The sequence below is a fragment of the Paraburkholderia sp. CI3 genome, assembly GCF_050436505.1.
Taxonomy (GTDB): Bacteria; Pseudomonadota; Gammaproteobacteria; order Burkholderiales; family Burkholderiaceae; genus Paraburkholderia; species Paraburkholderia tuberum.
On record NZ_JBNDMI010000003.1, the window covers coordinates 2,121,995 to 2,144,964 of the forward strand.

Sequence of the window (22,970 nt, forward strand, 5' to 3'; positions counted from 1 at the left end):
GTCAAGAAAGTTCGGCATTTTCGCCGCAGACCTCGACCTTTTTTTCTGCGAGACTTCAGGGTCGAAGCGGGGCAAGGGTGTGCATCGGACAGGCTCGAAGCGAGACAGCACGGCGGGGCGCAGGCCGCCGAGCGGATCGAAAATGTCGCTTTTGCCGTAGAATGTCCGACTTGTTTTAATTTTGCGACTATTCATGGCGAAGACCGCATCGAACGATTCCGCCGCCGCACCAGCCGAAAGCGGCGATAGCGCGCCGCTGCCGGAGAACTACGAGGCCGCGCAGACCGAACTGGAAGAGCTCGTCGCGCGCATGGAAGGCGGCAGTCTGAGCCTCGAGGAATCGCTGGCCGCTTACCGTCGCGGGGCGACACTTGTCGCATTCTGTCAACAGCAGCTCGAAAAGGTCGAGCAGCAGGTGCGGGTCCTCGATGGCGAGACCCTCAAGCCGCTGCCCATGAATACTGCAGGAACAGCCGCGACTGAGAGCGGGGACGACCTATGACATTCGAACAATGGACGCGCTCGGTGCTCGAACGCGTCGAAACGGCTCTGGAACACTATCTGCCGGCCGAGACGACCGAACCCGCCAGGTTGCACGAGGCGATGCGCTATGCGGTGCTCGGCGGCGGCAAGCGGGTGCGGCCGCTCCTGTGCCACGCGGCCGGCGAGCTGACCGGCGCGCGTGCCGAATGCCTCGATGCGGCGGCGGCGGCGCTGGAAATGATTCACGTGTACTCGCTCGTGCACGACGACATGCCCTGCATGGACGACGACGAACTGCGCCGCGGCAAGCCGACGGTCCACGTCAAGTATGACGAAGCGACCGCGCTGCTGGTCGGCGACGCGCTGCAGTCGCAAGCATTCATCGTGCTCACGTCCGACGTACTCGACCGGCCGCAGCAGGCCTCGCTCGTACGCGAACTCGCGCTCGCAAGCGGCTCGATCGGCATGTGCGGCGGCCAGGCCATCGATCTGGCGAGTGTCGGCCACACGCTGACCCGCCCGCAGCTCGAGACCATGCATCGCATGAAGACCGGCGCGCTGCTGCGCGCGGCCGTGCGCATGGGCGCATTGGCCGGCGAGACGCCGGACGCGCAGGGTCTGGCGTCGCTCGACGCCTACGCCGCCGCGGTCGGTCTTGCGTTTCAGGTCGTCGACGACATTCTCGACGTCACGACCGACTCCGCAACGCTCGGCAAGACCGCCGGCAAGGACGCGAAGGACGGCAAGCCGACCTACGTGTCGATTATTGGGCTCGACGCGTCGCGCGCGCTCGCGGCGCAACTGCGCGGCGACGCGCACGCCGCGCTCGCGCCGTTCGGCGCGCGCGCGCAGCGTCTTGCCGAACTGGCCGACCTGGTGGTGAACCGGGTCAGCTGAACGCGAAAGCCCGCCGCCGCGCACCCTCCATCCCCGGGGTGCATGTATGAAGTGCGGGCGCGTAAGTTTTCCTACAATGGAACGACGATGTACGACTTGCTGAAAACCATCGACGACCCGGCAGCCCTGCGCCGCCTCGATCGCCGCCAATTGCAACCGCTTGCCGACGAGTTGCGTGCCTTCGTGCTCGACAGCGTATCGCAGACGGGCGGCCATCTCTCGTCCAACCTCGGCACGGTCGAGTTGACCATCGCGCTGCACTACGTCTTCGATACGCCGCACGACCGGATCGTCTGGGACGTCGGCCATCAGACCTATCCGCACAAAATCCTGACCGGTCGTCGCGACCAGATGCACACGCTGCGTCAGTTGGGCGGCATCTCGGGCTTCCCGAAGCGCGACGAATCGGAATACGACACCTTCGGCACCGCGCACTCGAGCACGTCGATTTCGGCCGCGCTCGGCATGGCGATCGCGAGCAAGCTGCAAGGCGACAATCGCATGGGCATCGCCGTGATCGGCGACGGCGCGATGACGGCCGGCATGGCCTTCGAGGCAATGAACAACGCGGGCGTCGAAGACGACGTGCCGCTGCTCGTGATCCTCAACGACAACGACATGTCGATCTCGCCGCCGGTCGGCGCGCTGAATCGCCATCTCGCGCGTCTGATGTCTGGGCGCTTCTATGCGGCCGCGCGCGCGGGCGTCGAGCGCGTGCTGCGCGTCGCGCCGCCGGTGCTCGATCTCGCGCGCAAGCTCGAGGAGCACGCCAAGGGCATGATCGTGCCGGCGACGCTGTTCGAAGAGTTCGGCTTCAACTACATAGGGCCGATCGACGGTCACGATCTCGATTCGCTGATTCCGACGCTGCAAAACATCAAGGAACTGCGCGGGCCGCAATTTCTGCACGTGGTCACGAAGAAAGGCCAGGGCTACAAGCTGGCCGAGGCTGATCCGGTGCTGTACCACGGCCCCGGCAAGTTCAATCCGGCCGAGGGTGTCAAACCGGCCGCGACGCCGTCGAAAAAGACCTACACGCAGGTGTTCGGCGAGTGGCTGTGCGACGCAGCCGAGCTCGACTCGCGCGTGATCGGCATTACGCCGGCAATGCGTGAAGGCTCGGGCATGGTCGAGTTCGAAAAGCGCTTCCCGGATCGTTACTTCGACGTCGGCATCGCGGAGCAGCACGCGGTGACGTTCGCGGGCGGCCTTGCCGCGGACGGCATGAAGCCTGTCGTCGCGATCTATTCGACCTTTCTGCAACGCGCGTATGACCAGCTGATTCACGACGTCGCGCTGCAAAACCTGCCGGTGGTGTTCGCAATCGATCGTGCGGGTCTCGTTGGTGCGGACGGCGCGACGCATGCGGGCGCGTATGACCTCGCGTTCATGCGTTGTATTCCGAACATGACCGTGATGGCGCCGTCTGACGAAAACGAGTGCCGCCAGATGCTGTACACCGCGTTGCAGCAGTCGCATCCGACCGCTGTGCGCTACCCGCGCGGCGCGGGTACCGGGGTCGCAACGGTCAAGCAGATGGCCGCGTTGCCGGTCGGCAAGGGCGAAGTGCGTCGCGAGACGTCGGCGCCGGCCGGCAAACGCATCGCGATTCTCGCGTTCGGCACGATGGTCGCGCCGTCGCTCGCGGCCGCCGAGCAACTCGACGCCACCGTCGCGAACATGCGCTTCGTGAAGCCGCTCGACACCGAACTCGTGCGCAAGCTGGCCGAGACGCACGACGCGATCGTCACCGTCGAGGAAGGCTGCATCATGGGTGGCGCGGGTTCGGCGTGCGTCGAAGCCCTGCTCGCAAGTGGGGTTATGCGTCCCGTACTACAATTGGGCCTCCCCGATCGGTTCATCGATCACGGGGACCCGGCCAAGCTGCTCGCCGCGTGCGGTCTCGACGCCGCGGGTATCACCCGGTCGATCCGCGAACGCTTCCTTGCGAGCGGCGCGGTCGGCGGTCAGTCGTCCGTGAAGCGCGTCGCGTAAAGCGCTGTCGGCTGTCGGCTGTCGTGCCGTCGTAGGTGCGACTCATGCCGCCGTCATGCGACGACGGCTTCGGCAATCTCCAGTTTGAACCGACGGGTGTTGCGGCCCGTCACCCAACGCCGGCGCGAGCCGGCGTTCGCCGTTGCGCGCACTGATCCGCATGGCCGATGGGTGCCTCGCACTCGCTGCGCGATAGTCGCCGATGCAGCGAGACCTTGGCGCAGCCCGGCGCTTTCCAGAAAGGACAAAAGAATGAATCAGATGAATCCCGCTTTCGTGATGCCCGACGTGCAAAGCACCCCCGACACGCGCCAGATTCCGATCCAGCGGGTCGGCGTGAGGGGCGTGCGTCATCCGTTGACGATTCGCACGCAAGGTGGCGAAGTGCAGCCGTCGGTCGGCACGTGGAATCTCGACGTGCATCTGCCGGCCGAGCAGAAGGGCACCCACATGTCGCGCTTCGTCGCGTTGCTCGAAGAGAACAAGGCGCCGCTCGAACCGGCCACGTTCCGCACGATGCTCGCGGCTATGCTCGAAAAACTCGAGGCCGAGGCGGGCCGCATCGAAGTGTCGTTCCCGTACTTCGTGAACAAGACCGCGCCGGTGTCGGGCGTGCAGAGCTTGCTCGATTATGAAGTCACGCTGACCGGCGAGACCCGCCATGGCGCGACGCGGGTGTTCCTGAAGGTGCTGGTGCCGGTCACGAGCCTGTGCCCGTGCTCGAAGAAGATCTCGCAGTACGGCGCGCACAATCAGCGTTCGCACGTGACGATCGATGCCGAGCTGAGCGGCGACGTCGCTGTCGAAGAGTTGATCCGTATCGCCGAGGAAGAAGCGTCGTGTGAACTGTGGGGCCTGCTCAAGCGCCCGGACGAGAAGTTCGTCACCGAGCGCGCGTATGAAAATCCGAAGTTCGTCGAAGACCTCGTGCGCGACGTTGCCCAGCGTCTGAATGCCGACGAGCGCATCGTCGCGTATGTGCTCGAAGCGGAGAACTTCGAGTCGATTCACAATCACAGCGCGTATGCGGTGATCGAGCGGGACAAGCGCCTCGCCTGATACGTTCCTGATCGCCCCACGCCGTTTCGTTGCGAAAGCATTGAAGCGAAAAAGCCGCTTTTAAAGCGGCTTTTTGTCCTTTTGGGGCGGCGGTTCAGTGCGCGAGCGACGTCAGATCCCAACGCGGCTTCACGGTGAACGCGTAGTCGTGGCCGGCCTGTTCGGGCCAGCGTTGCAAACGGAGCGCGCCGGCCAGCGCGATCATCGCCCCGTTGTCCGTGCACAGAGACAGGTCCGGGTAGTGGACGTAGAAATTGCGCTTCTGCGCGGCGGCCGACAGCGCTTCGCGCAATTGCCGGTTCGCGCCGACGCCGCCCGCCACCACCAGCCGGTTCAGCTTCGTGCGCTTGAGCGCCGCTAGAGATTTCGCGGCCAGCACGTCGACGGCGGCATCGACGAAACCGCGCGCGAGGTCGGCCTTGGCCTGCTCGCAGATGTTCGCACCGCCCAGCCGGTTCGCGTGCGTGAGCACGGCGGTCTTCAGGCCGCTGAAGCTGAAATCGAGGTCGCCGGAATGCAGCATCGGGCGCGGCAGCACGACTGCGCCGGGTGTACCGAACTCGGCCATGCGCGAGACTTCGGGGCCGCCCGGATAGCCGAGGCCCAGCAGTTTGGCGGTTTTGTCGAAGGCTTCGCCGGCCGCGTCGTCGAGCGTCTCGCCGAGCGTCTCGTAGAAGCCGACGTCCGTCACGCGCATCAACTGCGTGTGGCCGCCCGAGACCAGCAGCGCGACGAACGGGAACGGCGGCGGCTCGTCGACGAGCAGCGGCGACAGCAGATGCCCTTCGAGATGGTGAATGCCCACGGTCGGCTTGTTCCACGCCATCGCCAGCGAATTCGCGACGCTCGCGCCGACCAGCAGCGCGCCCGCGAGCCCGGGCCCTTGCGTGTAAGCGATCGCGTCGATGTCGCCGCGCGCGACGCCGGCGCGCTCCATCACCTCTTCGAGCAGCGGCAGCGCGCGGCGGATATGGTCGCGCGATGCAAGCTCCGGCACGACGCCGCCGTACTCCCGATGCATCGCAATCTGCGAATGCAGCGCGTGCGCGAGCAGGCCGCGCTCCGTGTCGTAGAGCGCGAGACCGGTTTCGTCGCAGGAGCTTTCGATGCCGAGAACGAGCATGATGAATCGCTTGAGACGGGCGCGCGCGACGCGCGTCCGGAAGTGAAAGGTAAGCCCGAAAGTATACCAGCGCGGACAGGCGGCCGCAGGCGGCCGGCTGAGCACGGGCATGGACGCGAGGGCCCGGCAGGTACAATGCGGCCCCATGGAATCCTTCGATATCGCGGTGATCGGCGCGGGCGCGGCCGGCATGATGTGCGCGGCCGTGGCCGGTCAACTCGGCCGGCGTGTGGCGCTGATCGACCACTCGCAGCGTCTCGCGGAAAAAATCCGCATTTCCGGCGGTGGTCGGTGCAACTTCACGAATCTGTATGCGGAGCCGGCCAATTATCTGTCGGCGAATCCGCATTTTTGCCGCTCGGCGCTCGCGCGCTATACGCCGCGCGATTTCATGGCGCTGCTGAAGCAGCATCGCGTGACATGGCACGAGAAGCACAAGGGCCAGCTGTTCTGCGATCAGTCGAGCGACGCGGTCATCGACGTGCTGAAGAACGAGTGCGACGCCGGCGGGGTTGCATGGCGCACGCCGCTGTCGGTCGAAGAGGTGCGCCAGGACGCCGAAGGACAGTTCCTGCTCGGCACGACGGCGGGCACGATCGCCGCCCGTGCGCTCGTGATCGCGACGGGCGGTCTGTCGATCCCGAAGATCGGCGCAACCGATTTCGCGTACCGGATCGCCAGGCAGTTCGGCCACAAGTTGATCGACACGCGTCCCGCGCTGGTTCCGCTGACCTTCGCTCCGGCCGACTGGGAGCCGTTCGCGGCGCTATCGGGCGTGTCGCTTGAAGTACAGCTGTCGACTGGCAATACGAAGACCGGCGCCGAATTCACCGAAGATCTGCTGCTCACGCACCGCGGCCTGTCGGGCCCAGGCGTGCTGCAGATCTCGAGCTACTGGCAGCCCGGCGAGCCGATTCACATCAATCTGCTGCCGGAGCGCGACGCCGCGACTGCGCTCATCGACGCGAAAAACGGCACGAAGCGGCAGATCGCCAATCTGCTATCGGAATGGGTGCCGCAGCGGCTCGCGCATGTGTGGCTCGACACTCACCAGGTGGCCGCCGAGGCCCGCGTCGCCGATCTGCCGGACAAGGCGCTGCGCGGCATCGGTGAGGCGCTATCGCGCTGGACCCTCACGCCGAACGGCACCGAGGGTTATCGCAAGGCCGAAGTGACGCGCGGCGGGGTCGATACGCGCGGTTTGTCATCGACCACGATGATGAGCGCGCGGGTGCCGGGCCTCTACTTCATCGGCGAGGCGGTCGACGTGACCGGTTGGCTCGGCGGCTACAACTTCCAGTGGGCGTGGGCGTCGGGTGTCGCGGCGGGCGAGGCGGCGGCCGAATATGCCCGGGGGCTTGACGGCGCAATGGCTTTGTGAGAAAGCTCTGCTATACTCCTGAACCTTTACAAAGTTCCGTTATTGAAAAATGACGACCATCCGCGTAAAAGACAATGAGCCGTTCGAAGTCGCCATGCGCCGTTTCAAGCGCACCATGGAGAAAAACGGCTTACTGACGGAACTTCGCGCTCGCGAGTTTTACGAGAAACCCACAGCCGAACGCAAGCGCAAGAAAGCGGCGGCAGTGAAGCGTCATTTCAAGCGTCTGCGTGGCCAGATGCTGCCAAGGAAGCTCTACTGATTCTGGCGTTGCCCGCTGTACACGGCGCGGCAGCATCCAAGCCGATGGCGGCACGACAGGTGTCATCATGACAAACCCGGCCCATCGGGCCAACCGGCAGGGTCGCATCCACTACGCAAAATTGCGCCAACCCGCTTGAGGAAGAAGTCCCAAGCGGGTTTTTGTGCTGATGCGGCGGTATCGCCGCCGTCGACCGGCCGGTTTTTCAACTTTTCAACGCAATTCAGGTGAGTGATGAGTCTCAAGGACCGGATCAACGACGATATGAAAGCTGCCATGCGGGCGCGCGAGACCGAACGTCTCGGGACGATCCGCCTGCTGCTCGCCGCGATCAAGCAGCGTGAAGTCGATGAGCGGGTCACGCTCGACGATGCCGCCATAACCTCCGTCGTCGACAAGATGATCAAGCAGCGCAAGGATTCGATCAGCCAGTTCGAGGCCGCAGGACGTACGGATCTTGCGGACAAGGAAAAGGCCGAGTTGGCCATTCTTTCCGCGTACATGCCTGAGCAGATGTCCGAAGCGGAAATCGTTGCCGAGGTGCAGGCGGCGGTCGCGCAAACCGGCGCTGCCGGCCCGCAGGACATGGGCAAGGTGATGGGCGTGCTGAAGCCGAAGCTGGCCGGCCGCGCCGACATGACCGCCGTCTCCGCACAGGTCAAGGCCGCGCTCGCTAAGTAACTCTGTCGATTTGTCCGGGTCGCGCGCCTCCTGAAGGCGAGGCGCGGGGCCCGGGCGCGGTGTCGAGCCCGGGCTCCGGGCTTGGATTTTGAAGCTTTCCAGGCAGCGTCATTTACTGTGATCCCACCGTCATTCCTGCAGGACCTGCTCAACCGCGTCGATATCGTCGACGTGGTCGGCCGGTATGTGCAGCTGAAAAAGGGCGGCGCGAACTTCATGGGGCTGTGCCCGTTTCACAACGAGAAGAGCCCCTCGTTTACGGTTAGTCCGACTAAACAGTTTTATCACTGCTTCGGTTGCGGTGCGCATGGTACGGCCATCGGTTTCCTGATGGAACACGTGGGCGCGTCGTTTCCCGAAGCGGTCAACGAGCTCGCGCAATCGGTGGGTCTCACCGTACCGCACGAGCCTTCTCCCGGATATGGCGGCGGCGGTGGTGGCGGAGCTGGCGGCGGCTACGCGCCGGCGGCATCGAAGGCCGTGACAACCGCGCTGTCCGATCTCATGCAGACCGCCTGCGACTACTACCGTAAGCAACTGCGCGGTGCGCCGGGCGCGATCCAATATTTGAAGAAGCGCGGCCTGACCGGCGAAGTCGCCGCGCGCTTCGGTCTCGGCTATGCGCCGGACGGGTGGCAAAACCTCGAGGCGGCGTTCCCGAACTATCGCGACGACGCCCTGGTCGAAGCGGGTCTCGTGATCGTCAGCGAAAAGTCGGACGCGCAGGGTCAGAACCGCCGCTACGACCGCTTTCGCGAGCGGATCATGTTCCCGATCCGCAATGTCAAAGGGCAGGTGATCGGCTTCGGCGGCCGCGTGCTCGACGGCGGCGAGCCAAAGTATTTGAATTCACCGGAAACGCCGCTATTTAACAAGGGCAGCGAGCTGTACGGGCTGTTCGAGGCGCGTCTTGCGATTCGAGAGCAACATTACGTGCTGGTCGTCGAAGGTTATATGGACGTGGTCGCGCTAGCCCAATTGGGCTTCCAGAACGCCGTCGCGACCCTCGGCACCGCTTGCACGCCGATTCATGTGCAGAAACTGATGCGCCAGACCGATACGGTCATCTTCAGTTTCGACGGCGACGCGGCCGGCCGGCGCGCCGCGCGTCGCGCGCTCGATGCGTGCCTGCCGCACGCCGCCGACAACCGGACGATCCGTTTCCTGTTCCTGCCCAGCGAACATGATCCCGACAGCTACGTGCGCGAGTTCGGCACCGAGGCTTTCGCCGAGCAGGTCGAACGGGCGATGCCGTTGTCGCAGTTCATGCTCAACGAGGTGTTGACCGGCAAGGAACTCGATCAGCCCGAAGGCAAGGCCCGCGCGCTGTTCGACGCGAAACCGCTGCTGCAGGCGTTGCCGGCCAATGCGCTGCGCGCGCAGATCATGCATATGTTCGCGGACCGGCTCGATGTGCCATTCAGCGAAGTCGCGGCGCTTTGCGAAGTCGACGCGCGGATCGCGGCCGCGTCGCGCAAGGCGCCGGCCCGCAAGGACCGGCGCAGCGTGACCGGCATCGAGGAAAAGACGCTGCGCAATCTGGTGATGTATCCGCGCACGGTCGCGATGCTCGACGAAGCGGCCGAAGAGGCGCTGCTCACCGTGACCCGGCACGGCGAACTGTTCGCGGAAGTGACGACGCACGCGCGAGCCCTAGGCGATTCGGCAGCGTTCCAGTTGTTGTCCGATCTCTTGCGAAATGGCGCGAACGCCCCAACTTTCGAGGAAATCTTTCGCAAAATTCTAGACTATGATGAAAACGTTCGGGATTTGCTGCTGAAAGACCCGCAGGACGCGGCCGTCATCGAGGAACGGCGCGAGCAGGAACGAATTGTCGGCGAGGAGCTGAAAGCCGCGATTTTGAAGATGCGATACGACGCTTATTGCGATCGTCTCGAACAGCTTTCGCGACAGTCGCGGCATACGCCGGAAGAGTTTGCCGAGTTTTCGGAGCTCAACCGGAAGCGGGCCGACATGAAGCGTCAACTCGGGCTGTAGCGGAGAGGCCGAAACCTCGGGTGGTATAATCAAAAGTTTCTAGCGGTTTGTTTTTCAAGGGTTTTCCTAGCAAAGGCGAAAGGCGATGCGATGGCAAAGACGACAGGCGGAAATCATGCAACGAGCTCACGCGCTAAAGAGCGCACCGGAAAAGTTACCGAAGCCAAGCTGACTGCATCCGCCAGAAGAACGTCTGCTGTCAGCGTTGCACCGGCTGCCGGGAAGAAGTCGTCGACCACTGCGGCCGCGCAGGCCGCACCGGTTCGGGCGGCGAAAGCTGTAGCACCGCCGGCTGCCAAGCGGGCGGGTGTCAGAAGCGCAAGGGAAGCGGCTGCCGTTCAGGACGATGCGGTAGCGCGCGTGACTTCAGTATCCACGGTTCAACCGGCTGTTGTCCAACAGCCGGGGGTCGAGACTACAGCCGGTACGGCGAACTCCATGACGAAAAAGCTGAATGAAGTACCCGTCGATGACGATGCAACCCAGACCGAAGAAACCGCTGCCGCCGCACCGGGCAAGCCGGAGAAGGTCAAGGCTCGCGACCGTCGTGCAAAGGAAAAAGCGCTGCTGAAGGATGCGTTCGCGTCGTCGCAGCCTGGCACGGTGGAGGAACTCGAGGAGCGTCGCTCCAAGCTGCGCGCCCTGATCAAGCTCGGCAAGGAGCGCGGCTTCCTCACGTACGCTGAAATCAACGATCACCTGCCGGACAACTTCACCGAGACCGAGGCGATCGAAGGCATCATCAGCACGTTCAACGACATGGGCGTCGCGGTCTACGAACAGGCCCCGGACGCTGAAACGCTGCTGCTCAACGACAACGCGCCCGCGGCTTCGTCGGACGACGAAGTCGAAGAGGAAGCTGAAGTCGCGCTGTCCACCGTCGACTCCGAATTTGGCCGCACCACCGATCCCGTGCGTATGTACATGCGCGAAATGGGCACGGTCGAGCTGCTTACGCGTGAAGGCGAAATCGAAATCGCGAAGCGCATCGAAGACGGCCTGAAGCACATGGTGATGGCGATCTCCGCGTGCCCGACCACGATCGCCGACATTCTCGCGATGGCCGAGCGCGTCGCCAACGACGAAGCGCGCATCGACGAACTCGTCGACGGTCTGATCGACGCCGACGCGGCAGACGCCGACGGCTTCTCCGCGCAGGAGGCGGAAGCGATCGAGAATGAAGACGAGGAAGCCGAGGAAGAGGACGAAGAGGACGAGGAAGAAGACGATGGCGCGGCGCAAGCCACCGCCAACGCCGCGCAGCTCGAAGCGCTGCGGCGCGCGTCGCTCGAAAAATTCGCGTCGATCAGCGAATGGTTCGACAAGATGCGTCGCGCGTTCGAGAAGGAAGGCTACAAGTCCAAGTCGTATCTGAAGGCGCAGGAAACCATCCAGAACGAGCTGATGACGATCCGCTTCACCGCGCGTACCGTCGAGCGTCTGTGCGACACGCTGCGCGCGCAGGTGGATGAAGTGCGTCAGGTCGAGCGTCAGATCCTGCATACGGTTGTCGACAAGTGCGGCATGCCGCGTGCGGAATTCATCGCGCGTTTCCCGGGCAGCGAGACGGACCTCGAATGGGCCGACAAGATCGTCGCCGAAGGTCACGGGTATAGCGCGATCCTCACGCGCAACATTCCGGCGATCCGCGAACAGCAGCAACGTCTGCTCGATCTGCAGGCGCGCGTGGTGCTGCCGCTGAAGGACCTGAAGGAAACCAACCGTCAGATGGCGGCCGGCGAGCTTAAGGCGCGCCAGGCGAAGCGCGAGATGACCGAGGCCAACCTGCGTCTCGTGATCTCGATCGCGAAGAAGTACACGAACCGCGGTCTGCAGTTCCTCGACCTGATTCAGGAAGGCAACATCGGCCTGATGAAGGCGGTGGACAAGTTCGAATACCGTCGTGGCTACAAGTTCTCCACGTATGCGACGTGGTGGATCCGCCAGGCCATTACGCGTTCGATCGCCGACCAGGCGCGCACGATCCGGATTCCGGTTCACATGATCGAAACGATCAACAAGATGAACCGCATCTCGCGTCAGATCCTGCAGGAAACCGGTCTGGAGCCGGATCCGGCGACGCTGGCCGAGAAGATGGAAATGCCGGAAGACAAGATCCGCAAGATCATGAAGATCGCGAAGGAGCCGATCTCGATGGAAACGCCGATCGGTGACGACGACGATTCTCATCTGGGCGACTTCATCGAAGATACGAACACGGTCGCCCCGGCGGATGCGGCGTTGCACGCGAGTATGCGCGACGTCGTGAAGGACGTGCTCGATTCGCTGACGCCGCGCGAAGCGAAGGTGTTGCGCATGCGTTTCGGTATCGAGATGAGCACGGATCACACGCTCGAAGAAGTCGGTAAGCAGTTCGACGTGACGCGTGAGCGAATTCGTCAGATCGAGGCGAAGGCGCTGCGCAAGCTGCGTCATCCGAGCCGTTCGGACAAGCTGAAGTCATTCCTCGAAGGGAATTGACGGCGACGGCCGCGGTTGGCCGCAAATGATGCGATCAAAGGGGCCTCCCGGTCGTTTCGCCGAAGCGAAGCGGTTGTGGAGGCTCCTTTTTCGTGTAGTATGTCGGCCAATCGACGAAACGGGCCCGGCCTTCACGACCGGGTCTTTTTTCTTGGGCTGGACGCCGTGTTGGTTGCAGGCAGTGGACTCATAATCCACCTCCGAAAGGACATCGTGGGTTCGAACCCCACCCGGCCCACCAAAGTATCGAAAAAAGGGTTCCGAATTCCGGAACCCTTTTTTTGTTTTTGGGCGGCCTTCGGCTGCCTCAGCTGGGCGACCCAGTGCCCAGCCTCAACCCCGGTGAGCGGCGTCCGTTGCCCCCACACCGCCCGACACCGACCCGCTCGCCCGGGGCCTCGCCCGCGGACGAGGAGGCGCTTAAGCGCGCTCCGCGCCAGCCATAAGCGGTGATCACGCGTAATCAGGGAAACTCCCTGTAAAACCGGCGCAACCCCGCCGTTAATTGAATGCGGAAGGCTTGTTGATGCACGCCGTCCGCTTTCAGCGCGGGTCTTGTCACGCGGCGGCCGGCGTCGCAATTCACCTCCGGGCAACGCCCGTGCTGAAGGTTTTTTCGAATCGCACGCGCATCTTATAGAGACGTGACAGAGGGTGCTCGCTAAAGCGAGAAATCAGAAGACCGCCGCACTGGCAGTGTCTCAATAGTGAATGCTGATTCGACGCGGTGGGCTTGCACCGTTGCGCTGCCCGGGGGCGGCAGCGATTGCTTGCCTTGGTCAATAAAGATTAGGTGAATAAGCCGTCTCGGTGATTCGACGAGTTAATCGCCCCGCCGGAAACCATTAATTGGCGGGTGCGCGAGCAAGACTGCATTTAACTCTATTAAGTTCCGACGGTCCAAAAATAAATCTCACACGACCCGGAAAACCGTCACTTCAACCATTTGATTACAAAAAATATCGGCCGGTCTTTTCGTCAATTTGCTCCGACCCGATTACGTCACGCGTATTAAAGCACTGTTGCAAACGCGCAACTTAGAATATTGACGCGTTGCAAATTCGTTTTGGGTGGAGCTGGCGATCCGGCACCTAGATCTTGCAATAAACGGTGGAAAAACAAGAAGTTATCCCCATCGGGTCCAACATTGTTGCGAATTTCGAAAGATCCTGTTGCGTGAATTGCCTGCGTCGGTACCAGGGTGTCCCCCTACACTCACGCTTCGCTTCAAGGGTGCCCGGTCGATCCCCACGGTTCGGCCAAGCGGGCGGCGGCAAATGCGATGCATCGGCTGCTGAGGCAGGTCCTGCTCCCCGTATAAATTTTTCGAATTGGAGTTCCCATGAAAAAGAGTCTCATCGTCGTTTCGGCTGCCGCATCGTTCGCTTCGGTCGCTCACGCACAAAGCAGCGTGACCCTGTACGGTCTGCTCGACGCAGGTCTGACGTACACCAGCAACGTTGCCCACAACTCCAAGTGGGCAGCAGGTAGTGGCGGCATCAACCAGAGCATGTTCGGCCTGCGTGGTTCGGAAGATCTGGGCGGCGGTCTGAAGGCAATCTTCACGTTGGAAAGCGGCTTCAACATCAACAACGGCAAGTACGCTAACAACAACGGCATGTTCAACCGCCAGGCCTTCGTCGGTCTGTCGAGCTCGCAATTCGGTACGGTCACGCTGGGTCGCCAGTACGACGCAGCGCAGGACTACCTCGCACCGCTGACCGCAACGGGCAGCTGGGGCGGCACGTACTTCGCGCACCCGTTCAACAACGACAACCTGAACACCAACGGTGGTCTGTCGGTCAACAACTCGGTCAAGTACTCGAGCGCTAACTACGCTGGCTTCACGTTCGGCGGCACGTACGGCTTCTCGAACCAGGCTGGTGGCTTCGCAAACAACCGTCAGTACAGCTTGGGCGCCGCATACCAGTGGCAAGGCCTGCACCTCGGTGCTGCCTACGCTCAGCAAAACAACCCGGCTGCTAACGCAAGCGGCGCATCGGACGGCGTTCTGGCGAACACCGCGGGCGTGCTGCAAGGCGACTTCCGTCAGCGTCAGTTCGGCGCAGGCGCTTCGTACGGCTTCGGCCCGGCGCTGGTTGGCGTGGCATGGACGCAATCGCGCGTCGACAACCTGGTTGGTGAAGCTCCTGGTCAGCGTCAAGGCCACACCAACAACTACGAAATCAACGGCAAGTACAACGTGACCCCGGCTATGGCTCTCGGCGTCGCGTACACGTTCACCGACGCGCGCGGCTACGGCATCAACGCCGACGGTAACGACATGAAGACCCGTTACCACCAGATCGGCCTGCAGGCTGACTACTCGCTGTCGCGTCGCACCGACGTCTACGCTCAGGCTGTGTACCAGCACGCAATGGGTGACGGCGGCGTGGCTTCGATCTACAGCGGCGACAACACGGTTCCGACTTCGTCGTCGAAGAACCAGACGGCTGCTACGGTCGGTCTGCGTCACCGCTTCTAAGCTTCAGCAGAAGCTGCCTGTAGTACAGAAAGGTGCCGTTCGCGGCACCTTTTTTTATGCGCGCGGCAGACCGGTGAGCCGGTTTCCGTATGCGAGGCGAAAAAAACGGCCGTCCCTGGGGACGCCCGTTTTGCCATGACGACGTGAAACGATTCAGAAAATTGTCCGCAAACCGAGCGCAACGCCGGTCTGGTTGTCGCGGCCCGGCAGTTCGACCGACGCCGCGCCCGACACCTTGTCGAAATCGACGGTGCCGTACACCTCGGTGCGCTTCGACAGCGCGTACTCGGCCAGTGCGACGAACGTGTAGCGATAGCCACTGCCGAGTTGACCAGCGCCGATCGCCGCGTTCGACATGTGGTCGTAGTACGCGGCGCTCGTCAGCGTCAGCGCGGGCATGGCCTGCCACGTGACGCCGGCGAACGGTCCGTTGTCGATGCGGCCCGAGCCCTTGACGATATCGACGCCCGGCACGAGCGTCTGCTGCGCGAGCGCGCTGTCGACGAAGCCGGTGTCGTCCTTCGAAAGCAGATAGCCGACGTACAGCTTCGTCGAGCTGAACGTATAGACCGCGTTCGCGTTGAAGATGGTCTGCTTGTGATTGCTGTTGTCGCTGTTCTGCTGCACGCCGGCCGCGACCGATAGCAGACCCGCCACGTACGACAGCGTGAAGCCGTACATGTGCCCGCGCCGAGATGGCCTGGCACCTGGCCCGAGAAGCCGCCGTCGCCGGTCGATTCCGAGTTCGTGCCGAATGAGTACATCGCGGCCACCGTCAGGCCTTTGAAAAAAATGCGCCGGACGCGGCGCGCGCCGAGTGGGGCGGCGCCGGGCGCGCCGATGATAGATCGCCGTCCGCGCCGCGCCATCGCCGCCATCGCCGCTCTCGCGCAATAACCTATTGCCATTTTTGACAATTGCGCCCTTCCTGGTGACAAAAGTTGACTTTCTCCCAGGCAAGCTTCGAGTAGTCTCGAGCGAATTGACGTATCGACACGACTTTCGGAGCGACGCCAGCACGCGTTTTACGCGTGCGCTTTCACGCATGAATAGTCCATCTTCCGAATCCATCGCGACCTCGCCAGTCGTTCAGGAACTGACCGACGAGCAATGGCAGCGGGTCGAGCCGCTATTACCTGAAACCTTGCATGATGACGGCCCGCGCCGTGGTCGTCCGCCGATCGAAATTCGCCACGTGCTCAACAGCGTGATGTGGGTGCTGCACACGCGCGCGCCGTGGAGCGCAATGCCCGAGCACTACGTCCCGTACCAGACCGCGCATCGCTACTATCTGCGCTGGAAAAAAACGGGCGTGTTGAGCGCGATCATGCTCGCGCTGTTCAAGACCGACGACGCTCTCGAAACGCGCGCGACGCGCAAGGGCGGCGTGCGCGCCGGGTAGCGAGCGCCAGTCGCGTCGCTAGATCTGTTCCCGCCCGTACGCGGCCAGCCGCTCGAGATCGAGCACCTCGATCCGGTTATACGACAGTCGCAAAAACCGCAGCTTCTCGAGGTTCTGCAGCGCCTGATTGATGCGCTGCCGCGACACTCCCGCGAGCAGACCGACTTCTTCCTGTGAAATCGCCAGTGTGCGACCCGTGTCCGGATACAGATCCGGATTGAACAGCTGCGCGAGCGATTGCGCGACGCGTGCGTCCACGTCGAGCAGCCGGGTGTTCTGGATCGACGCGATGAATTCCCCCATCCGGTTGTTCAATTGCCGGATCACGAAGCCCGTGAACGGCAGACTCGATTCGAGCAACGCATGGAAGGTCGCGGACGGCACGAACATCACGAGCGACGGCTGGATCGCGGCCACGTCGTATTTGCGCAATTCGCGCTTGATCACGCTGCCTACGCCGAACCAGCCGCCCGGCGGCACGCCCGACAGCGTGCAGCTGCGGCCCGACGCGTTGTAGATAGCGAGCTTGACGAGCCCCGAGTGCACGCCGATCCAATAGTCGGACGGTTGCTGGCGGCGGGCGATCCACGCACCGCCTTCAAAGTGCTCGGCGTGTGCGCTGGCGAGCACCATCGCCTGATGATCGGCGGCGAGCGCGCGAAACCACGCGCACGCGACGAACAGTCGCGCGAGGTCGGCGGGCGCGACACGTTGGGGCGGCCGGGTGTCGGCGCGGTCAGTCAGCGGAGCGTCGGTCATCGGCGATAAGCGGTTTGGGAGCGGTGCCGGCTGAGCCAGGTCAAGCCGGGGCGTCAGTGGCGCCACTCTGTCATTTGAATGACAGACAGTTCATGACGACAATTGCTAGGCTAGGCCCTGGTTCTTTCATAGAACACGGTCACAACAATCGGCGGCGCGGCCCGCGCCTCAGGAGACGAAGCAATGACACAGCACATGTTCGACGAAGGCCTCGGGCGGCGCGAGGCCAATTATGTCCCGTTGACGCCGATCGATTTCCTTGTGCGCGCAGCGCAAGTGTATGGCGAGCGGCTCGCGATCGTCCATGGGGAGATCCGCCGCAACTGGCGCGAGACCTATGAGCGTGCGCGGCGGCTCGCGAGCGCGCTGCACGAGGCCGGCATCGGCCGCGGCGACACGGTCGCCGCGCTGCTGCCGAACATCCCGCCGATGGTCGAGGCGCACTTCGGCGTGCCGATGGCCGGTGCCGTGCTGAATACACTGAACACGCGGCTCGACGTCGCGACGCTGCTGTTCATGCTGCGCCACGGTGAGGCGAAGGCGCTGATCGTCGACACCGAATACGGCGAGTTCGCGCATCGCGCGGCGCTAGAATTCCCGGAGCTCCGCGTGATCAGCGTGGCCGACGCGCAGCCCGCCGACGCCGCGCAGTTCATGCGCGCGACCGACTACGAGCAGTTCCTGCAAACCGGCGACCCTTCCTTCGAGTGGACTCCGCCCGCCGACGAATGGGACGCGATCGCGCTGAACTACACATCGGGCACGACCGGTGACCCGAAGGGCGTCGTCTACCATCACCGTGGCGCGTATCTGAACGCGCTGAGCAACATCCTCGAATGGGACATGCCGAAGCACGCGGTCTATCTGTGGACGCTGCCGCTGTTCCACTGCAACGGCTGGTGCTTTCCGTGGACGGTGGCGGCCCGCGCGGGCGTCAACGTCTGTCTGCGCAAGTTCGACGCGAAGATCGTGTTCGAGTTGATTCGCCGCGAACACATCACGCATTACTGCGGAGCGCCGATCGTACAGAGTTCGCTCGTGAATGCGCCGGCCGAATGGCGCGGGGGCATCACGCATCGCGTGTCGACGATGGTCGCGGGCGCCGCGCCACCGCCCGCGGTGATCGCGAAGATGAAGCAGATCGGCTTCGATCTGACGCACGTGTACGGGCTCACCGAAACCTACGGGCCGGCGGCTGTCTGCGCAAAGCAGGACGAATGGGACGCGCTCGACGATCAAATCCGCGCCGACCTGACCGCGCGCCAGGGCGTGCGTTATCACCTGCAGGCGGCGGTCGCGGTGCTCGATGCGGACACGCTCGCGCCGGTGCCGGACGACGGCGAAACGATCGGCGAGATCATGTTTCGCGGCAACATCTGCATGAAGGGCTATCTGAAGAACGAGCGCGCGACCGAAGCGGTTTTCAAAGGCGGCTGGTTCCATACCGGCGATCTCGGCGTGCGCACGGCCGACGGCTATATCCGCATCCGCGACCGCAGCAAGGACATCATCATTTCGGGCGGTGAGAACATTTCGAGCATCGAGGTCGAGGACACGCTGTACCGGCATCCCGCGGTGTCGGTGGCGGCGGTGGTCGCGATGGCCGATCCGAAGTGGGGCGAGGTGCCGTGCGCGTTCATCGAGTTGAAGGAAGGCGCGCAGGTGACCGAGGAGGAAATCATCGCGCACTGCCGGCTGTTTCTGGCCGGCTACAAGTTGCCGAAGGCGGTGCGCTTCGGCGAGTTGCCCAAGACGTCGACGGGGAAGATCCAGAAGTTCGAGTTGCGCGCGCGGATCAAGGCGGAGGGGAAAGGGTAACGCGCCGCGATTACCGCTGATTCAGGGCGGCGCGAGTGGCGCGCATCGAGTCGCGACGGTGCGCGCCGCTTCGTGTTGCCGTCAAATTCCCACCTTGTGCGCGTTAAAAATCAGCCGCAGGCCCAGCGCGGTCACCGCGCTCGCAGCGATGCGATCGATCCACGCCTTCCAGCGCAGATAGATTTCGCGCGGCCGTTGGCTCGAAAAGCACAGTGCGACGATCGTGTACCAGCGCCTCGATCGCGAAGATCGCCGGCGGCAGCGCGAAATAGCACCACACCGGCGGATGCTGCGGCAGCAGCGCAGCGAAGATACTGCCGTAATAGACAGCCGTTTTCGGATTGCTGAGCTGCGTGCTCAAGCCGATCCAGAACGACTTGCGCGGATTGCCGCCGCTGCCGGTTCGCGTTTCGCTGAACGCGAGCGGCTTCGCGGCGCCGCGCCAGATTTTCGACGCCAGATAGACCAGGTAGACGCCGCCGGCCACTTTCAGCCCGACGTAGAGCCATTCGACCGTCGCGAGCAGCGTATAGAGCCCGAACAGCGCGATGCCGCTAAAAAACACACCGCCGATGCCCATGCCGAGCGCTGTCGCGAGACCGTCGCCGCGCGACAGACCGATCGCATTGCGTGCGACGATGACGAAGCTGGGCCCCGGACTCATCGCGCCCAATAGCAGCGCGGCGAGGATCGTGAGGATGGCGGTCGAGGCGGGCATGGTCGTGTCTCCTGATGTCGGGCCGATGCCAGATGTTCTGGCGAATACAGAGTCTCGCATTGTCCGCCAATCGCGCGGCGGAAGCCACGATTACCGAAAACTCGGAAGTCGCGCAATCAGTGAAATTAGAAAAAGTTCTTTGCTGCGGCCAAAATACATCGAATGCTAGAATGACTTTCCATACGCGGAAGCTCCCCCGTCACAACGAGGCAACGCACGACGCGAAATAGGGGCGCAATTCGAGCCACGCCGATTTTTCGAGTAGCCGATTCGCCTGATCCCAGCGCTTCAACTCAGGCGCTTTACTTCAGGCGCTTTAATTCAGGATCTGACAGGCATCACTTGCAAATGCGGGTTTTCACGCATTTGCATGGATCGCGTGAATTCGTCGAATTGCTTCCATTCAAATTGAATTACGTACGAGCCTCGCGTTGTTATGCGAGTTGCCCGTTTGTCTAATGCCAGCAAGAGCTGCGACACCAATACGTTATGAAACAACGAGAAGGACAACAACGACTGTTCGAACGCGACGAGAACCTGCGCGAGCGCATGATCGCGTGGATCCGCCGACGCATGGACGACCACGGCATCACATTCGAAGCGCTGGCCGAATCGCTCGAAGCCGATGCGAACGCCGTGGCCGCGGTGCTGTATCGCGACGCATTCGGTAACACGTGGGACGGTCGCGGCGATAAACCGACGTGGCTCGCGCGCGCGATTCACGCCGGACAAAGCATCGATCATTTCCGCTGCTGAGCGCGCGCAGGCGCACCGCGAAACGCCCGCGCGAAAAAAAGCCCGCGCAAGGCGGGCTCGATCTTTACTGCTCGGAGTCTCGCGACGAATCGCGCATCACAGGTCGAAAAACACGGTTTCCTGCTCGCCCTGCATGTGGATGTCGAAGCGATACACGTTGGCCGTACCGGCAACGCGGCGCGCGATCAGCGTATTACGGCGCTCGGCCGGCACCGACGCCAGCACGGTGTCCTGCTCGTTCGCCTGCGCTTCGTCCTCGAAATAGATGCGCGTGAACGTGTGCAGCAGCATGCCGCGCATCGTCAGGATTACGTCGATGTGCGGCGCTTCGTCGGGATTCGCGCGGCCCGGCTTCACCGTCTCGACGATGAAACGCTTGTGCGGATCCGTGCCCGTACCGACGCGCGCAAAGCCGTGAAAGCCGGTCTTCAAAATTTCTTCGCGCGATTCCGGATAGTGGCCGTTCGAGTCGACTTGCGACATCTCGATCATCGCGTCGCCGATCACCTTGCCGTCGCCGTCGAACACCTGACCGACGATCGTGATGTGCTTGCCGGCCGCTTCCATGTCGGCCAGAACGTTCGTGAACAGGCTCTTGAAGTCGAAATCGTATTGCTGCGGACAAAGACCGTAGGCGAAGTACGGACCAACGGTTTGCGAAGGCGTTTGCTTGAGAGTCGTCATGGCTTAGCGCTCCATCGGGGTTTCGTTCGGGCCGCGCAGCACGATGTCGAAATCGTAGCCGAGCGCGTAGGCCTCTTGCGTGGTGTCGAGCGAGAACTTCGAGATCATGCGCTCGCGGGCGTGCTCGGGCGTGCCCTGGTAGATCGGGTCGAATGCGAGCAGCGGATCGCCGGGAAAGTACATCTGCGTGACGAGACGCGAGCCGAAGTGGTCGCCGAACAGCGAGAAATGGATGTGCTGCGGACGCCAGGCGTTCGGATGGTTGCCCCACGGATACGCGCCCGGCTTGATGGTCATGAAGCGGTAACGGCCTTCGTTGTCGGTGATGCAGCGGCCCGCGCCGAGGAAGTTCGGGTCGAGCGGCGCGTCGTGCTGGTCGGCCTTGTGCACATAGCGGCCGGCGGCGTTCGCTTGCCAGACTTCCACCAGCGTGTTGCGCACCGGGCGGCCGCCTTCGTCGAGCACACGGCCCGTCACGATGATGCGCTCGCCGAGCGGTTCGCCATTGCGCACCGCGTTGCGGGTCAGGTCGCTGTCGAGCGGGTCGAGGTCGTCGGTGCCGTAGACCGGTACGCGCTGGTCGCGCAGCCGCTCCTTCAGCGGAATCAGCGGACGCGACGGACCGCGTTTGACCGACGAACCGTACGGCGGATAGATGTACTCGGGATGGGACGCGAAATCTCGCGGCGAAAGAATTGAATCTTCCATGAGGTGTCTCCGTTGGAGGAATCGGGGGATGCGACGTTATGACTCGCACTTTATACAAAGCGTGCGGTTATGAAAAATGACGTTTTTGCCCGTTTCGTATAACCTTCCGTTATGCAACGCAGTCTCGCGGATAGCCGCGTCAAATTCCGTCATCTCCAGTGCTTTCTGGCCGTCGCGCAGTTCGGCAGCGTCCAGCGGGCGGCGGACAGTTTGTCCATCACGCAGCCGGCGGTATCGAAGACGGTCGCCGAGCTGGAGACCATTCTCGGCGTGAAGCTGTTCGAGCGCGGCCGTCACGGCGCAGTGCCGACGCGCGAGGGGCAGCTTTTCATGCCGCACGCGAGCGCCTGCGTGAGCGCGCTGCGCCAGGGCGTCGATCTGCTTGCGCGGGCCGAGGGCGCGGCCGCCGCGACGCTCGAAGTCGGTGTGCTGCCCACTGTCGCCGCGGTGCTGGTACCGCCCGTGCTGAGACAGTTCGCGACGCAGTGGCCGCGCGTGATCGTGCGCCTCGCGACCGGCGCAAATCCGGAATTGCTCGAACGCCTGAAAGCGGGGTCGATCGAATTCGCGATCGGCCGCCTCGCGGACCCGGAGCGGATGGTCGGCCTGAGTTTCGAGCAACTGTTTACCGAGCCGCTGATCGCGGTCGTGCGCGCCGGGCATCCGCTGGCGCAAGGGAAGGCCTTGCCCGCCACGTCGCTGGAGGAATTTCCGATCGTGCTGCCGCCGTTCGGCACGCTGATCCGCCAATCGGCCGAGAGCCTGCTCGGCGCGTGGGGCGTGCCGCCGTTGTCGGCGTTCGTCGAGGTGTTGTCGGTATCCACGGGGCGCGCGCTGACGCTCGAAAACGGTGCGGTGTGGTTCGTGCCGCAAAGCGCGGTCGAATACGAACTCGCGCACGGCATGCTGGTGCGCTTGCCGCTGCCGTTTGCGGGCACCGGCGAGCCGGTGGGGCTGATTCGTCGCTCGGATACGCAGCCGTCGACGGTGGGACGCGCGTTCATCGAGGCGGTGCGCGAGGTCGCGCGGGGCAGAATGGCGGCGATGCCGGGCAAGGATGCGGGCAAAGGCGTCGGTAAAACCGTCGGCAAAACAGCGCGCAAAGGCAGCCCAGAGGACGCGCCGCTCGACTGATACGCCCGCCTGCCGCACGCATGCCCGCGAGCACCAGTGGCGTGCCGTTCGACATATGAACCAACCAGTACAAAAGGAAGGTTGCGAACGCCCCGCGACCCGGTGTAAAAACACGGTGCGAAAGCCGCCGCAGCCCGTTGTTCCTG

At 63.3% G+C, this 22,970-nt stretch carries 18 protein-coding genes, 1 tRNA gene and 2 pseudogenes; 15 read left to right on the forward strand and 6 right to left on the reverse strand.

Features of this window, described 5'->3' with window-relative positions:
- The first annotated feature begins 193 nt into the window (after window positions 1–193).
- The 4 genes from OKW29_RS18470 (at window position 194) to folE2 (ending at window position 4,434) form a co-directional block, all read left to right on the forward strand.
- The gene (locus OKW29_RS18470; RefSeq protein ID WP_187628852.1) at window positions 194–502 is read left to right on the forward strand and encodes an exodeoxyribonuclease VII small subunit; all 309 of its coding nucleotides are present in this window, start codon (window positions 194–196) and stop codon (window positions 500–502) included.
- Window positions 499–1,380: a polyprenyl synthetase family protein gene (locus OKW29_RS18475; RefSeq protein ID WP_429292029.1), complete on the forward strand. Its 882-nt coding sequence runs from the start codon at window positions 499–501 to the stop codon at window positions 1,378–1,380. Before OKW29_RS18470 ends, OKW29_RS18475 begins: the two co-directional genes overlap by 4 nt.
- Before the next feature lie 87 nt (window positions 1,381–1,467).
- Window positions 1,468–3,375 carry a 1-deoxy-D-xylulose-5-phosphate synthase gene (gene dxs / locus OKW29_RS18480; RefSeq protein WP_429292030.1) on the forward strand — a complete coding sequence of 636 codons (1,908 nt, stop codon included), beginning with the start codon at window positions 1,468–1,470 and terminating at the stop codon, window positions 3,373–3,375.
- Window positions 3,376–3,627: 252 nt separating this feature from the next.
- Window positions 3,628–4,434: a GTP cyclohydrolase FolE2 gene (gene folE2, locus OKW29_RS18485; RefSeq protein ID WP_184072174.1), complete on the forward strand. Its 807-nt coding sequence runs from the start codon at window positions 3,628–3,630 to the stop codon at window positions 4,432–4,434.
- A gap of 94 nt (window positions 4,435–4,528) precedes the next feature.
- Here the strand turns inward: folE2 and tsaD are convergent, their stop codons facing one another.
- Entirely contained in the window at window positions 4,529–5,557 is a 1,029-nt protein-coding gene (gene tsaD / locus OKW29_RS18490; protein ID WP_184054832.1) for a tRNA (adenosine(37)-N6)-threonylcarbamoyltransferase complex transferase subunit TsaD, read from the reverse strand.
- A 145-nt stretch (window positions 5,558–5,702) separates the two neighbouring features.
- Here tsaD and OKW29_RS18495 point away from each other — a divergent pair, with 145 nt between their 5' ends.
- From OKW29_RS18495 to OKW29_RS18525, 7 genes are all read left to right on the forward strand, one after another.
- Entirely contained in the window at window positions 5,703–6,938 is a 1,236-nt protein-coding gene (locus tag OKW29_RS18495; protein ID WP_429292031.1) for an NAD(P)/FAD-dependent oxidoreductase, read from the forward strand.
- Between the two features lie 49 nt (window positions 6,939–6,987).
- Window positions 6,988–7,200 carry a 30S ribosomal protein S21 gene (gene rpsU / locus OKW29_RS18500; protein WP_018424196.1) on the forward strand — a complete coding sequence of 71 codons (213 nt, stop codon included), beginning with the start codon at window positions 6,988–6,990 and terminating at the stop codon, window positions 7,198–7,200.
- A gap of 234 nt (window positions 7,201–7,434) precedes the next feature.
- Entirely contained in the window at window positions 7,435–7,881 is a 447-nt protein-coding gene (locus tag OKW29_RS18505) for a GatB/YqeY domain-containing protein (RefSeq protein WP_090808418.1), read from the forward strand.
- 117 nt (window positions 7,882–7,998) lie between these two features.
- Complete coding sequence (gene dnaG / locus OKW29_RS18510) at window positions 7,999–9,879, forward strand: DNA primase (RefSeq protein ID WP_184072171.1); 1,881 nt, start codon at window positions 7,999–8,001, stop codon at window positions 9,877–9,879.
- A 90-nt stretch (window positions 9,880–9,969) separates the two neighbouring features.
- A complete protein-coding gene (rpoD, locus tag OKW29_RS18515; protein WP_429292032.1) occupies window positions 9,970–12,360 on the forward strand; it encodes an RNA polymerase sigma factor RpoD in 2,391 nt (796 codons plus the stop codon).
- Window positions 12,361–12,513: 153 nt separating this feature from the next.
- Window positions 12,514–12,601: transfer RNA gene (locus OKW29_RS18520), tRNA-Ile, on the forward strand.
- Window positions 12,602–13,702: 1,101 nt separating this feature from the next.
- A complete protein-coding gene (locus tag OKW29_RS18525; protein WP_090808426.1) occupies window positions 13,703–14,845 on the forward strand; it encodes a porin in 1,143 nt (380 codons plus the stop codon).
- A gap of 153 nt (window positions 14,846–14,998) precedes the next feature.
- Here OKW29_RS18525 and OKW29_RS18530 read toward each other — a convergent pair.
- Window positions 14,999–15,633, reverse strand: a pseudogene (locus OKW29_RS18530) (porin); the annotation flags it as partial.
- A 257-nt stretch (window positions 15,634–15,890) separates the two neighbouring features.
- Here OKW29_RS18530 and OKW29_RS18535 point away from each other — a divergent pair.
- A complete protein-coding gene (locus OKW29_RS18535; RefSeq protein ID WP_429292033.1) occupies window positions 15,891–16,247 on the forward strand; it encodes a transposase in 357 nt (118 codons plus the stop codon).
- An 18-nt stretch (window positions 16,248–16,265) separates the two neighbouring features.
- Here the strand turns inward: OKW29_RS18535 and OKW29_RS18540 are convergent, their stop codons facing one another.
- Window positions 16,266–17,006: a Crp/Fnr family transcriptional regulator gene (locus OKW29_RS18540; protein ID WP_429292034.1), complete on the reverse strand. Its 741-nt coding sequence runs from the start codon at window positions 17,004–17,006 to the stop codon at window positions 16,266–16,268.
- Between the two features lie 183 nt (window positions 17,007–17,189).
- On the opposite strand from OKW29_RS18540, the gene OKW29_RS18545 reads away from it, so the two are divergent.
- A complete protein-coding gene (locus OKW29_RS18545) occupies window positions 17,190–18,824 on the forward strand; it encodes an acyl-CoA synthetase (RefSeq protein ID WP_429292035.1) in 1,635 nt (544 codons plus the stop codon).
- A gap of 81 nt (window positions 18,825–18,905) precedes the next feature.
- On the opposite strand, the pseudogene OKW29_RS18550 reads toward OKW29_RS18545, so the two are convergent.
- Window positions 18,906–19,542: pseudogene (locus OKW29_RS18550) on the reverse strand (LysE family translocator).
- 489 nt (window positions 19,543–20,031) lie between these two features.
- Between OKW29_RS18550 and OKW29_RS18555 the strand changes: the two are divergent.
- A complete protein-coding gene (locus OKW29_RS18555; protein ID WP_187628844.1) occupies window positions 20,032–20,298 on the forward strand; it encodes an H-NS histone family protein in 267 nt (88 codons plus the stop codon).
- 96 nt (window positions 20,299–20,394) lie between these two features.
- On the opposite strand, the gene pcaG is transcribed toward OKW29_RS18555, so the two are convergent.
- Window positions 20,395–20,982, reverse strand: a complete 588-nt coding sequence (gene pcaG, locus OKW29_RS18560) for a protocatechuate 3,4-dioxygenase subunit alpha (RefSeq protein WP_429292036.1) — start codon at window positions 20,980–20,982, stop codon at window positions 20,395–20,397.
- 3 nt (window positions 20,983–20,985) lie between these two features.
- On the reverse strand, window positions 20,986–21,690 hold the full coding sequence (pcaH, locus tag OKW29_RS18565) for a protocatechuate 3,4-dioxygenase subunit beta (protein WP_429292037.1): 705 nt from the start codon (window positions 21,688–21,690) through the stop codon (window positions 20,986–20,988).
- Between the two features lie 111 nt (window positions 21,691–21,801).
- On the opposite strand from pcaH, the gene pcaQ reads away from it, so the two are divergent.
- Complete coding sequence (pcaQ, locus tag OKW29_RS18570) at window positions 21,802–22,824, forward strand: pca operon transcription factor PcaQ (protein WP_187628841.1); 1,023 nt, start codon at window positions 21,802–21,804, stop codon at window positions 22,822–22,824.
- Window positions 22,825–22,970 lie beyond the last annotated feature (146 nt).